This window comes from Paenibacillus gallinarum (genome assembly GCF_014836635.1).
GTDB classification, from domain to species: domain Bacteria; phylum Bacillota; class Bacilli; order Paenibacillales; family Paenibacillaceae; genus Paenibacillus; species Paenibacillus gallinarum.
The window spans coordinates 69111-83181 of record NZ_JACSQL010000015.1 but is presented as its reverse complement, the minus strand read 5'-3'; the positions used below and the strand labels follow the sequence as shown (position 1 = coordinate 83181).

Annotated in this window: 13 protein-coding genes and 1 pseudogene; 6 read left to right on the top strand and 8 right to left on the bottom strand. The window is 38.2% G+C overall.

Annotation, left to right across the window (positions count from 1 at the left end; genetic code table 11):
• Positions 1-536: 536 nt before the first annotated feature.
• Positions 537-790 (bottom strand): annotated as a pseudogene (locus H9647_RS22340) (excalibur calcium-binding domain-containing protein).
• A gap of 273 nt (positions 791-1063) precedes the next feature.
• Between H9647_RS22340 and H9647_RS26340 the strand changes: the two are divergent.
• Both H9647_RS26340 and H9647_RS22330 read left to right on the top strand, forming a co-directional pair.
• A complete protein-coding gene (locus H9647_RS26340) occupies positions 1064-1153 on the top strand; it encodes an AbrB/MazE/SpoVT family DNA-binding domain-containing protein (RefSeq protein WP_191804212.1) in 90 nt (29 codons plus the stop codon).
• Positions 1154-1243: 90 nt separating this feature from the next.
• Complete coding sequence (locus H9647_RS22330; protein WP_191804209.1) at positions 1244-2386, top strand: GGDEF domain-containing protein; 1143 nt, start codon at positions 1244-1246, stop codon at positions 2384-2386.
• A gap of 240 nt (positions 2387-2626) precedes the next feature.
• Here the strand turns inward: H9647_RS22330 and H9647_RS22325 are convergent, their stop codons facing one another.
• From H9647_RS22325 to H9647_RS22295, 7 genes are all read right to left on the bottom strand, one after another.
• Positions 2627-3931, bottom strand: coding sequence for an alpha/beta hydrolase family protein (locus tag H9647_RS22325; RefSeq protein ID WP_191804207.1), 1305 nt, complete (start codon positions 3929-3931; stop codon positions 2627-2629).
• Between the two features lie 179 nt (positions 3932-4110).
• Complete coding sequence (locus tag H9647_RS22320; protein ID WP_191804205.1) at positions 4111-4539, bottom strand: DUF3021 family protein; 429 nt, start codon at positions 4537-4539, stop codon at positions 4111-4113.
• Positions 4540-4552: 13 nt separating this feature from the next.
• The gene (locus H9647_RS22315) at positions 4553-4999 is read right to left on the bottom strand and encodes a LytTR family DNA-binding domain-containing protein (protein WP_318245358.1); all 447 of its coding nucleotides are present in this window, start codon (positions 4997-4999) and stop codon (positions 4553-4555) included.
• A gap of 110 nt (positions 5000-5109) precedes the next feature.
• The gene (locus tag H9647_RS22310; protein ID WP_404822646.1) at positions 5110-5739 is read right to left on the bottom strand and encodes an SAM-dependent methyltransferase; all 630 of its coding nucleotides are present in this window, start codon (positions 5737-5739) and stop codon (positions 5110-5112) included.
• Between the two features lie 295 nt (positions 5740-6034).
• Positions 6035-6670 carry a hypothetical protein gene (locus H9647_RS22305; protein WP_191804201.1) on the bottom strand — a complete coding sequence of 212 codons (636 nt, stop codon included), beginning with the start codon at positions 6668-6670 and terminating at the stop codon, positions 6035-6037.
• Positions 6671-6717: 47 nt separating this feature from the next.
• Positions 6718-7179: a hypothetical protein gene (locus H9647_RS22300; protein ID WP_191804199.1), complete on the bottom strand. Its 462-nt coding sequence runs from the start codon at positions 7177-7179 to the stop codon at positions 6718-6720.
• A gap of 450 nt (positions 7180-7629) precedes the next feature.
• On the bottom strand, positions 7630-8982 hold the full coding sequence (locus H9647_RS22295) for a GGDEF domain-containing protein (protein ID WP_191804197.1): 1353 nt from the start codon (positions 8980-8982) through the stop codon (positions 7630-7632).
• 598 nt (positions 8983-9580) lie between these two features.
• Between H9647_RS22295 and H9647_RS22290 the strand changes: the two genes are divergently transcribed.
• The 4 genes from H9647_RS22290 to H9647_RS22275 all read left to right on the top strand — a co-directional run bounded on the left by H9647_RS22290 (position 9581) and on the right by H9647_RS22275 (position 14045).
• Complete coding sequence (locus tag H9647_RS22290; RefSeq protein WP_191804195.1) at positions 9581-10282, top strand: response regulator transcription factor; 702 nt, start codon at positions 9581-9583, stop codon at positions 10280-10282.
• A complete protein-coding gene (locus H9647_RS22285) occupies positions 10279-11262 on the top strand; it encodes a sensor histidine kinase (RefSeq protein WP_225229498.1) in 984 nt (327 codons plus the stop codon). The genes H9647_RS22290 and H9647_RS22285 overlap by 4 nt, the downstream gene beginning before the upstream one ends.
• A 100-nt stretch (positions 11263-11362) precedes the next feature.
• Positions 11363-12133, top strand: coding sequence for an ABC transporter ATP-binding protein (locus tag H9647_RS22280; protein WP_191804193.1), 771 nt, complete (start codon positions 11363-11365; stop codon positions 12131-12133).
• The gene (locus H9647_RS22275) at positions 12108-14045 is read left to right on the top strand and encodes an ABC transporter permease (protein WP_191804191.1); all 1938 of its coding nucleotides are present in this window, start codon (positions 12108-12110) and stop codon (positions 14043-14045) included. Before H9647_RS22280 ends, H9647_RS22275 begins: the two co-directional genes overlap by 26 nt.
• Positions 14046-14071: the final 26 nt, after the last annotated feature.

The window sequence follows — 14071 nt, the reverse complement described above, 5'->3', positions numbered from 1 at the left end:
TCCAATATAGATTTTTCGAGTCAAACACTTCTTGAATAACTTCAAGAAAATATCTAACCTTCAAAATATCGTTGAGAGCGATATGCTCATTTAGAAAATGCTGACGAGAACTAAAAGTTCTCTATCAATTTGTTATGACCAACAAATTGAAATGTATTAATTCACTCATGAGTTTTACTTACGTAAAACTCCTCGTTGTTCAGTTTTCAAAGATCAATCTTTCCGGCGTTTTTCGACCGGATTTATAATTTATCACATCTCAATGATTAAATCAACTGGTAATATAAACTATTAATCTTAGTGAAGAGTTTATCTATAATTACTAGTTAAAACTCATTGTAATAGCCACTTTTTTAAGTGGTGGATTAATAATATATCATAATAACTATTACTATTCTAATTGTAAATTATCCCATTTGAATGAAAATTCTCTTCTATATATTACTTTATTATCTAATATATTAAAATAAGTTGCTTAAGGTCTACAGGAGTCAATTCAAATTAGATTACTAAATTGATTTTTGAACCGGACGCACTTATCGTTCACAGGCTATAAAATCTTTGTCTCTATCATTTTTTTATTGGCATCATAGATCGCCTTCGAAACAAAAGGTTTGTATTTTGTTTTTCCACCTTTATTTTTGACTGACGAAGAACGTGCCACCCCACCTTTATACACCTTATTTAACTCTGTGCAATTTTTATAGGCAACTACCTTCTCCTTAGCTTCTGCTACTCCAGTTAAACCTGCTGTGGAGCCAAGTATTAGTCCAATAGATAGAAGAATCATACATACCTTTTTAATATTAACACTCCCTTTACCATAATTAGTGATTTTACTACAACTCTATTATACTTCGCCTTCAATATAAGATAGTGAATTGTACTCATCCCTAACTTCCCACATCCAATTTGGTTTTGGTTATTATTTAGTCATTGGTGCAAAGATCTATTCATATAAGCTAATAAAAATAACTGATTAATGTGCATTCGACGTAATCAATAGTAGAAATATTTAATAAGTAAAATATGGTACATAGATAGTATATAAATTATAATAAGCTTGGGCAGGATTGTGATTCCTAGTAAGGTAAGAGAAACTATGGAAATCAAAATTGGAGATTCAGTAGAGATTTTAATTGATACAAAATAGATCACTGTTGAGAAAATATCAATTTTCAACATGTGAGTATAGAACCTACTCAAGAAGATTGGTATATTTGACGAAGACAACACCAGTGGAATGGATGCGAACCCGTTGATAAAAGAACAAGAAATGTTTGAAGACGTAAGAAAATGGCACAGAAAGATTCTGAACGGCTATTGGATTGTGGTCTTGATTTCCTTAGTAGCTGAAATTGTTGCTCTTATTATTAAGATGAAACTTGAACCGGAAGATGTGCAATATTTCTTAATTCATAAGCTGGTGATTCCTACCTGCGTGCAAGTCACTCTCGTCACGGCAAATGAATTGATGGAGAGGTACTATAAGAAATCGTATCCCCTCCTGATCATTTTAACGGGTACCCTGATTGGGGCTGTTCTGATTTACGGCAATATGAGGGTGATCGGCATACAGTATGTTATGATGATTCCGATGTTAGTCGCAGCCTTTCATTTTACTAAAAAGTACCTAACCTTCGCTTTTTTGATGGTCATCGCTGAGCTGGCAATTATGTATCTCTTGTTTCCATTAATTTGGAACCATATGACGATATTTGAACGGTTTGCCCTCTTCTATATTCTGAGCGGAGAATATTTGATTCTGATCCAACTGCTCCACAGAGGGAATGACCTGCTAGAGAGACTGATCAGGACTTCTCGATCTGAACGTGACTTGCTGATCAACAACACCATCATGGAACGGTTAAGTAAAACCGATGCGTTAACAAATTTATACAACCACAGAACCTTTCAGGAATATTTGGATCATGTGATAGAACTTTGCGAGACCAATAAGATGCCACTCCAAATCGCGATTATTGATATTGATAATTTCAAATCTATCAACGATACTTACGGACATGCGGTCGGAGACATCATTTTGAAGAGAGTCGCCGGTATTCTGCAGCAGTCACTTACTTCAAATGAGATTATCGCCCGATACGGTGGAGAAGAATTCGCCATCCTTTTTCCCGAGAAGACCTTGGATCAAGCCTTCGATATATGTGAACGCGCTCGGGAATCTATCTGCCTGCTCAATCACATGGAAATGGAAGATCGCCGGGTCACAGTAAGCATCGGACTGTCCGGGTACGAATGTGGTATGGGAAAATCCCGCTTTTTCAACGAAGCAGATTCTTTGCTCTATCAAGCCAAAAAGGAAGGCAAAAATAAAACTGTCTATCAGCAAGACAAAGAACTTTCCGGTCTCTTGGACATATAACAATAAGTATCTTTTTTGCTCTAATCAGTACTGACAGATCTGAAATAACATCCCCTTTGGGTGTCTCATAAGCCATGATAATGGCTAGGGGCACTCTTTTGTTGTATAACGTGAAAAGTCAGTTACAAACGTGGAACTTCCAATTCTCTTTTTCTTTCCCAAATCACTTCATATTCATTAATCGTTAGCAAAGATACGGTATCACTGTTAGGGTGCTTTATATTCATATGGAGCAGATACTCAGTACGTCGATTTTGGAGCAAACTGACCTTGATTTTTTAGAGCATAGTCAAAAAAACGAAGGATAAGTTCATTTTGAGTGTCAATTGCATAGTATTTATCGATATCTGCTTTTCCGCCTTGCAACAGGTATGCCAATATAGGCGAGAATAAAGGGAGATCGGTTAAACTTAAATGTTTTGCGCCTTTAAAATGAACGTTGTATGCATCTTTAAAGTTTTCATTCGAAATTCTATTCGCGATATACGTAGAAATGCTGTCTAGCTGTATCCACACATCATCCGAATAAACGTTAAGAAGCGGGATGTTGTAAGCTTCCGGTTTTGCAGTTAATTCGTTCGTAACTTTGTCATAAACAAGTTCGCTAAAAAACGGACCATCTATATTTACTACAGCCTCAATGTCATTGTGTTCTCTGCTCAGTGCTACGCTTGCCGCGCCACCCATCGAATGACCGAACACGCCTATTTTCTTTGTATCGATGCGCTCATATACAGAGTCTTTTCTCTGCTCGGCTTGTTTCAGAATCGTATCTATGACAAAATCCATATCATCTGTTCGCAATGTCATCCATTTTTGAGTAAGCTCGAAATACTCACCAAGCGAATAAGCCCCTGCTTTATTTGCATTGTTGACTTCTTCCATATACTCGGGATTAACTGTCACGATCTTTCCTTCCTCCGAAACGGTATAAAAAGAATGATACGGATGGTCAATGGAAACAACGACATAACCGTTGCTCGCAAGTTCTGTAAAGGTAGAAGTATTGCTTGTTCTAATACCGAACGCCCCATGGGAGAACACAAGCAAAGGATAAGTTCCGGCCGCTAGTTCAGGATACCAAAATTCCACGTTAACCAACCGATTGTCATTTTGATCCGTAAATTCTTCGATACGATTCTTGTCTACATAGCTGTAAGTGGCGGTCGCCACTGCATACGGACCTGTCACTTGCGGCAGTCTATGCTGTGGAAAAAGTAAAACAGGAACAAGGGTAACGACTACGGTCAGTGCTAATAAAAGGAATTTCCATACCGTAGAGAATGCTTTGTAACGTGGAGTGTGTGTTTGTTTGCCCAGGAGTGCAACGATTTCCTTGAACGTTAATATAAAGAGTAAGCCTGCAAACAGCCCCCAAGTGTACTCCCATACGACGATCTCCCCCAAGATCAGCATCATAAATCCTATAAATATTGCGATTCTCATCCAACTCTTGATCTTGCTGCAGCTTTGCTTGGTTGCAATGGAATAAACGGCAATTGCGAGCTCAAAGACCAACGTAACCACAAGTATTAAAATCTCCATAAGACTTCTCTGCTCCTCCTCCAACTTTTTATGAGTTCATCATAAGAAATGGCAGAGCAGGTGTATACGCATAAACGATAAGCTGTAGCTGAGGGCCAATAAGTTGTAAAAAAACAACGCAATAAAGTGGATTTACACTGCAAACACGAATTTATTTAGGTGCGGTTTATGCATATCTTCTAAACCTCGTTTTTAAATGTTTTTAGTCTTTCATTGATCTTTTGAGCTTCCTTTTTGTCATTCTTATACGTCAGTAGGCGAACGATAGCATATACTGCGGCGATTTCCAAAGCCAATAATAGAATATCGAATGTGCTGTATACGAGATTCAATATGACACTCAGAGAAATTAAAAGGGCTTCCAGAAAAAAGAAGCGGAAAATCACTCGTATACGCATTTTATTCTCGCTAATCGCATGCGGCGTATATAAAATGATTCCAGTCAAAGCACCCAGAAAAGAGAATGCCATAATTGTAAAAATCGTCTTTAATTCGAAATTTGCATCAGGAGCATAGATTTGACGCAAAATAGTGATGATTATCATGATGGAGGCGAATATAATTAAGAAATCTCTTATCATTTCTTTAATAAGCTCGGAATACTTCATATAGGTCCCCCTTTTATAAGCCAAGTATGTGTTTAAGCATAGGGACATACTGCCGTGATATGACGACCTTCTCCCCATTATCCAATAATGCTTGAAAACGGCCGCTGATCGACGGATGAATACTGGAAATCTTAGCTACATTTAGAATGGTGGATTTGGAAGCCCGAAAATAATGTTTCTCCTTGCAAAGTTCCTCCAATTCATAAAGCTTTTGTTTGACTTCATGAACGTTGTCCTTACCATACGCAAACACTTTGCCGTCAACAGCTTCAAAATAATAAATATCACTAATTTTGATGCGGCTGATCTTATCCTCATGATAACCAAGTATAATGAGCATTTCGGTTTTTATTTTATTAATGAGTTCATGTATTTCTTCATCCTCTTGATGACACCTGATGCGGATTTCCTCTTCTTCTGTAAGGTCTATCACTTCGATGAAAATTTTGATAATAATCACCCTCGGAAATTCGAATATCCATCATATAAAGAAAACCACTCCTAACAATCGAGTGGCTTTCTTGCATAGAACCTCTATTTTATCTAGATAACACCGAAAAGATTACCCTATTAAACCTTCTTAATTACTAACATACTATTAGCACCCTTCTGAAACTCATATGGAACCTTGATTTCTTCTGTAACGTAACCTTGACTTTGTATGAAATCAACTATCTTGTCTACATGTTCATATCTATTGCAAGATAGATCATTTAAAGGGAATATACGTACTTCACCCCTTGTGACACGCAATAACTCCTGTATTGCTTCCAAGTGGAATTCATAATCAAACCTATCGGCGTACATGAACAAGAAATGTGCAGAGAGAGTTAACTCAAATTTATTATCTTTGAATGGCAATACAGGTAAAACAGCAGGAATATAACGATCAGGGGATTCTTTCATATCATTTGAGCAATCAGTTAATGCTTGTATTCTTTGCTGTTTTAACTCTTCTACTGACTTAAAATAATCCCATATAAAATTACTTTGTGCTTTTTCCATGTTTAACATAGCGTGCTCAATATCATTAAATCCTTTTTCGGCAAGTTGTTCAAAAGGATGATAATAAGCAATGTCTGTTGCAGTAACGTCTGCACCGTTTTTATTTGCAATTGCTGTAAAAGAACAAGCACCTGCAGGACAGTCAAGAATCTTTCGATCACGTAAATCCTCTTTAGATAGGTTGAACATTAACATATACTCGTCAAATGTTCTTCCAATAAAAACAACACGACTTAAATCTAATTTAACCACTGCTCTACTCAACTCCTTGGCGACCTATCCCCGACTTCATTGTCTTCTATTGTCTTCTTCCCATCATTATTTACCGCAAGATATGCCTGATTTTCGGCTACGGAAATTGCAAGAAATCTAATTCTCTAAATTTATATCTGTAGTAGTTACTTCTAACATAATCCCTTCTAGAATCTAATATTAAATTCACAAAAAAGCGGAGGACTGTTTAGTAAAAGCTCTCCGTTTTTTTTTATAGTTATTGTGGTATTTTATCCACAGTCTCTAATGTCATATACAGAATATGCATAATGTGATTCTCCCGAATCGCCTGCTTAAGCTGCCCAGCATCTGATAAATCATGATATATGATCCGCCTATTCGTATTCATTAAATAAGCACCTACGATTTGCTTTTCCCCTTCAATTAGCGGTACATCTTCATCCTCTGGCAATGCCTCTACCCACGAAGTTGAGAGTCCCTTACCTTCCTCCAATTTTGCTTTAGGGAGTTCATACAAGCTTGTACTTGTACCATCTACATTGAGTTGAGCAAGAATCTTATCTCCATGATTCATTAATACCAGCCCAAGATCATACTCATCATCTTCTCTTTCAATAAAATTCCCCGTAGATAATTCCTGAGTCACTTCTTGAAGCTGTCCACCAATATAGGTATCAATTCCAAAATGAACCCATTTCTCTGCTCCGTTCGGAATGAATGCTCTATAAAAATGTGCCTCTCCAAGATGCAAGTCCGTAAACGTTTTTTCATATGCCGGCTGCACACTTCGAGCAATGGTAGCCTCAGTGGACTGGTCTTCATTCGTACATCCCATAAATATAATAGAAATTGCAAAAGTTATTACCGCGATCCCTGTAAAACGTTTACGCATTCAATCACTCCCTCTCTATAGAAGAAACACAATGTGCATACAAAAAGTTATGGCTGCAACATCTTATAAGAGAATTCTTTTGCACAAAGTTCAAGCCCATAACAAAAAGAACGATTTTGTGAGATATAGAAGGAGGATAGGTCATAACGATGTTTGAGTCCTTCATATGTAACTAATAAACGATATCCCATTCGTTGCATTGCATACTTCACAAATTGATCCGTATTTGGACCTTCCATTAAAGTAACATACGCGTATAGAGAATGGTCCTCTGGTTCATCCAAAATACTCACGCCTGCACATGAATATTCCGTTTTGAAATCTAGATTTTTGAGAGCCATGAGAGCGGGATAGATGGAAGCATCGACTTCTATATCATCGAAAAGCATCAGTTTTTTTTGCCCATTTTGAGGTTTCGGGCGTTCAATCCAAGCGGCTAGTTCCCCCTTGCGTCTCTTCCATCGCTCCGCAGATTGATTACTCCATAATTGTTCTATATCCTGCTCCAATCTGCTATTCTCTCCCTTTTATTCGTTATATTTTCTTCTCATTCTACTACAGCTACGATCAAGTGAATACCTCACGAACAAGATATATGGTAATAATTAGAGAAAACAAAAAGGAGGCTCTTCAGCCTCCGTAGTCTCAACATTTCTTTTATTATGATTTTCATAAAATTGAAAGGTAAGATGATCTGTGCTGATCTCTTCCCTTAAGAGGTCAGCACTCTAGGTGTATGATATCATTCTGCTAGCTAAACTTCATTTTCCATCTCTGAGAGATTTGCTCCCTCTAAAACATCTAATTACTCTTTCGTATTTAAATCTATTCGTAGTGCTTGTGTCATGCTTAAGTCATTCTTTTACTTTCTATTTCACCATTTGTAAATAATTATAAATTAGGTGACAAATCTTTACTGTGACATTTTTCACATTCATGCATAAAGACCTCACGGTTTATTAGAACTCATACAATCGACTATGATCTTCGTTAATGTAAAATCTGTTTTTCCCCCGTCTTTTTGCGATATATAGTCCAACATCTGCACATTTATAAAGATCATCATAACCATTTGTACTTTGATCTACATAGGCAACTCCGATAGTCGTTGAGAGTCCATAACGATCATAGCTGCTTAATTCCTGCCTGATCGTAACTAATAAAGCTTGGAGTTTATCTGATAAAATATCTGCAGCTATATTTGAATGAATAAAAACAACAAATTCATCTCCGCCCATTCTCGCGACAATATCGTTTTTTCTAAAATAAGATTTCAAACAACCTGCGAATTTCTTTAATACTTTATCCCCTTCCGGATGTCCTAGCTTATCATTCACCAATTTAAAGTTGTCCAGGTCAAAAATCAGCATCGTTCCTTGTCCTGGTTCATTTTCTAACGAGATTTTCACTTTCTTTTCTAGCCCTGCTCTGTTGGTCAATTGAGTTAAAGGATCAATTTCAGCACCCTCGTGTGCAGCATGTAGTTCTTGTTGCATTTTATTTTTCAATTTCATATCCTCAGTTTTATCCATGATCATCCCGTAAAACTCATTTTCGTTATTAAAGGACACAATCCTGATATATCTATCGTTTTTCAGCGTAATAATGTCTTCTTTAGAATCAGAAATCAATGAGGTGAGATATGTTTCAAACCCTTTTGGTGTCTTGGTCATTTCATCCCACTCTTCATCATTCACCCCTAAAATATACTGTGTATTATCAGAGAAGAAATTCTGGTTTATGGAATATAGACATTCAAACACGGCGACATGACTGTCGATGGAAGAAATCATTCTCGTCATTCTTTCTTTTTTATATTTGTAACTATCTTTCCAATCATTTAGTACCGCTGTTATATGCCGAAACTCTGTATCGTATTCTGTTTCAAATGTAACATCCGTATTTCCAGCCATTAATTCTTTAATACTCGATTCAATTGATGAAATATCTTGTAAGACATATCGTTTAATATGATACCTAACAATCATAATGACACTGATAAGGACTGCCACTATACCTGCCAGCAAGTAAATAATTTGTATTAGGATCGTCCTGTATACCGTGGCTGCCTCTACATAAGCACCTAGGATCGTATCGTCCATATTTTTCGTTTTAAGAAATTTCGAAGTACCGTTGATTTTAATAAGTTTTCCATTGTTACTGCTTCTTAGGATTAATAAGTACTCTTCTGTAGACTCTGCATCATCAAAGTTTATTTCTTGTTCATTATTTTGGCTTATGCCTATCATCTTGCCTGTATTCCCATCGACAACAAATACGGATTTTTCGTATAAAGTGGGTATATTCTTCATTTCGCTTTCATTATATGAACCTTCAATTTGTTTAATTATCTCATCCAGTTCCTGATATGTGATCTTACTTTCTGTAAAGAATATGACCCCCGAAAATGATGTGAATATTACAATAGATAGAATAAAAAAAACAATCCTTATTTTTTTGAGTAATATTTTCTCCATATTCACCTCACATACATCAAGAAAAATATAATCAAATATTGTTTGCCTTCTTCCGTACCCTCAACTGTTTTCATAGAGAGTGACTTTGCCATTTGGATATAATGCTGCTTAGGACATACTCTGCCCGCTTACTATCTTCCGAAAGTGCTCCATTTATTCTGAAATAATTAGAGAGTTTATAAAAACTTTGAAGGGTAATGCCTTATGGAACGGGGTTAACAAATACGGTGTTCTCTAGTTCAAGTGGGTAACGTTGATGTAATATTAGCAATATTAATAATAGTGTAAAAGAAACAAGAATTGTACCGCCACAAATTAGCAATCACGTTTTCCACGGGAACAGCAAGATATTGTATATTCACCTGTATTTTTTCTTCACTCCACAAAATTTGATACAATCAAGTAGATTACATTGCTATGAAGGAGAATAAGCATGTTTAAAATATTCATAGTGGAGGATGACAGAACGTTAGTCACCTTGCTTGAGAAACGATTACATAAATTTGGTTTTGATACTTTTGCAGTCTCCCGCTTTGATACTGTTATTGAAGATTTTGAAGCTTTTCAGCCCCATCTTGTCCTGCTGGATGTGAATCTTCCTCGTTATGATGGATACTACTGGTGCAGACAAATTCGGAATCGATCCACTTGCCCGATTGTATTTATATCCGCGAGAGAAAGTAAAATGGATCAAGTTATGGCCCTTGAAAATGGTGCGGATGACTATCTAACCAAACCTTTTGACTATGATATTGTCATTGCCAAGGTAAACAGCCACCTTCGCCGGGCATTCGGCTCGTATTCATCCCGTGAACAGGATCGGTCAATAACGGTGGCTGGTCTTACGCTGAATATGGAACGACTCGCTTTATTTTATCAAGATGAGCGGCTCGATCTTAGTCATACCGAGGCCAAAATTATGGATGAATTCATGAAAAAACCGGGCCAAGTGGTATCTCGAGACCGGTTACTTGAAAAAATTTGGGATGAACATACCTTTGTTGATGATAATACGCTCAACGTCTACATTACTCGAGTTCGAAAAAAACTGAGTTCTTTGGGACTGACTGATGCGGTGGAAACGATTCGCGGCTTAGGATATAGACTGCGCCCGGAACTGGAAGAACAGACATGAAAAAAGGGATCTTGCTGTTTTTAAGAGAACAAGTGCCATTACTATTTATTTATATGCTCCAACTCGCACTCATCTCTTTCGTCTACTGGCTTGGCGGAATGCGGGATACTTCTCTTTCCCTTTATGCCATCTTGCTTAGTACAAGTCTACTGGTAGCTTATTTGATTTATCGCTACTATACGCATCGGCATTTTTACGAGCGACTTGCAAGACCTAAGGCAGTCCCTGATGAATTAACCTATAGATCTGAACATGCGCCGCTAGCTGAAAGCCTTCATAAGCTACTGCTTCACCAAGATCAAAAACAAAAAACGGAGCTCCTAAGCGTGAAGGAACAGCTGGATCAGCATATCTATTTTATCAATCAATGGGTTCATCAGATGAAGACACCTCTATCTGTGATGCATCTATTAAATCAAGAACGAGATGATGAATTGTCGCATGGTATGGAGGATGAGTTAGATCGGATGCGAAAAGGTCTTGATATGGTGCTATATGCCGCAAGGCTGGATTCTTTTGAACATGATCTGCATATTGAAACGATATCTCTAGGGTCCATCGTAAGAACCATTACTTCCGATCAGAAGAGACTGTTCATAAGGAATCATGTATTTCCTGTTATTCAAATACCGAGTAACTTCAAGATTGTATCTGATGAGAAATGGCTAACATTTATCATCACTCAGCTGCTTACGAATAGTGTGAAATACAGCCGCCGAACAAATGGAAAAGTATATTTTGACAGTTATGAGCGGGAACAGCACACCATTCTTGAGGTAAAAGACGAAGGGATTGGCATTCCAAAACACGATATAGAAAGAATTTTCGATCCTTTTTTCACTGGGGAAAACGGACGAACCGTACCTGAATCGACGGGCATGGGTCTTTATCTTGTAAAGGAAGTCTGTGAGAAACTTGGTCACAAAATTGAGATTGAATCCGTACAAGGCGAAGGCACTTGTATTCGTCTGATTTTCTAGTCTTACAAATCTGTAAGTTAACTGTAAGTTTGCATGCTGGTAAGTTCATAGCAGAACTTATTATAATAAATACGGTCAAGAGAAGGGTGGCAAAAGTGAAGTGTCGCTTCTTGAAGTAAGAAATGTATCAAAAATATATGAAGGTTCCATCGAGAATAAAGTGCTCGACAACATTCGATTCCAAGTAAAAGACGGTGATTTCGTAGGCATTATGGGGCCATCGGGGAGTGGCAAAACAACATTGCTGAATGCCATCGCTACGATCGACCCTCCTTCTTCCGGAGACATTAAGATTAGGGGTAACAATCCGTATCTGATGAATGCAAAAGAAATGGCGCTTTTCCGCAGGCGTGAACTCGGCTTTGTTTTTCAAGATTTCAATCTGCTGGACTCCCTTACCGTGGAAGAGAATGTCGTCTTGCCATTAACCCTTGATAACATTCCGCTCTCTACGATGAATTCTCGTTTGGAAGAGGTTATTCAGACCCTGGGAATTGAGTCCATCCGTCACCGCATGATTCATGAAATTTCAGGTGGACAAAGACAGCGTACCGCGATTGCGAGAGCAATGATCCATCATCCGTCTATTGTCCTGGCTGACGAGCCGACCGGGAATCTCGATTCCAAGTCGTCTAAAGATGTCATGACAATGCTGCAGCAAATGAATGAACAAGAGCATGCCACTATTCTGATGGTTACCCATGATGTAATGGCTGCCAGCTATTGTCAGCGGGTGATTTTCATCAAAGACGGAAAGCTATACAATGAAATATACCGAGGCGAAAACAGACAAGCTTTCTTCCAAAAAATCGTGGATATGTTAGCTTTACTAGGTGGAGATCGATATGACCTTACGACAGCTCGCCTTTAAGAATGTTGTCCGTAATAAACGAACCTATGCTGCCTATTTTTTAAGCAGTGCCTTCTCGGTAATGGTATTTTTTATTAATGCATTGCTGATTTATCATCCTGATATCAGACGCGGGTTAAGTTCAGAACTTGCCGTACAGGCTTTCGTTTTGGCAGAATGTATGGTGTTTCTGTTTTCCTTCTTGTTTGTACTGTATTCTGTACGCTCTTTTTTAACTTCTCGCAAAAAAGAGTTCGGAATCCTGTTAATGCATGGGATGACCCTTGCTCAGCTCGGCAAAGTCATATTCCTCGAAAATATGATCATCGGGTTGTCTGCAACCATGGCAGGTACAGCAGCTGGGGCACTGTTTGCCAAATTGTTTTTTCTCGCCAGTGCCAGGGCACTTGAGATTAGCTCTCTTCCGTTTTATTTATCATGGCAACCACTCATGCTGACCCTTTTTGCTTTTGTGTTCTTATTCCTGCTGATTTCTGCTTACACCTCGAGAATCGTACGTATAGCGAAACTCATTGATCTTTTTCAAGCAGCGGCTAAGAATAAAACAAAACCGGAAGGTTCACTGGGGCTCGCTTTACTAAGCTTGATTTTACTCGGTACAGGATATACACTAGCAGCCGGGTCGGATACGAACAGCATATATAATCGGGTGATTCCGGTAGTTATCATCACGATGGTTGGAACGTATCTGTTCTACTCTCATTTTAGTGTCATCATCCTTCAATGGATAAAAAGAAACCGAAAGCTTTCTCTCAGACGAACTCATTTAATTATGTTCTCTGGGCTTTCCACGCGGATGAAAGAACACGCAAAACTGTTCTTTATGGTGACGATGGTTTCGACGATCTCTTTTTGTTCGCTGGGTGTATTTGCTTCGATTAATGTGGTAACTGAGCTTTTTCTGGAGGATTATCCCGCTGCTGTCGGCTATGTATCCAAAGAAGGTAATTCATCAGAAGACGCCCATTTATCGCGTATTACATCAGAGCTCAAAGACCGAAATACCCCCTACAAAAAGGATCAAATTCAGATAAAGTACGCGGCGATTCATCCGGATGAGGACAACCAGGTATTCTCTTTCGAACTGCCCCTGATATCTTTTTCAGATTATAAACAGGTAGTTCAGCTCGCCGGGTATGAATGGTCCGAGGAGTCTCCCGCCTATAATGAAGCTTATGTACTAATTAGTTCACAGAATGACAAGAGCAAAATCAGACTGAAAGAGCGCAAAGAGTATACACTGCTTGAGCCTGAAGTAACGATTAGAGAAACAGGTTACACCAAGCACGTGATTATCCCAGATAATCTACTCGCAGACTTTGATGATAGCTTTGAAGCGCTCGTTATTCACGATGAGTTATTCGCACAGATTGTCAGCCCTGTTCGAGTCGATGTGTACACCGGTTTTTATGTAGAGCATTTTGAGCAGACCGCTTTTTTAGCAGATGAACTAGCTGATCATGGACGAACACGTTATGACGCAGGAGAACCCTATGCGATGTCGGTAAGCGGTACGCTGTTTATTCTCAGAGAAAGTATGTATCGTATTCTTCTATTTATTGCGATGCTGCTTGCCGCTATTTTCTTCATTGCTGCAGGAAGTTTCTTATACTTCCGGCTCTATGCTGATCTGGATTATGATCGAAGACAGTATTTAACATTGATGAAAATGGGCCTGACTCCTAGAGAATTTCGGAGCTGTGTAACCGGCCAACTAGCATTTTTGTTTTTTGTGCCTACCGTAATGGCTGTAATTCACAGCATTTTTGCATTTATTGCACTGCAAAGCTTGTTCTACTTATCCATTGCATCTAAAATGGGAGTTGTGCTTTTGTGTTTTGTACTTGCCCAGGTGCTGTATTTCTTTTTTATTCGTTTTCATTACTTACGAAATTTAAAAAAATCACTTTAACATGATTTTAATTTTAGGAGGTAGAC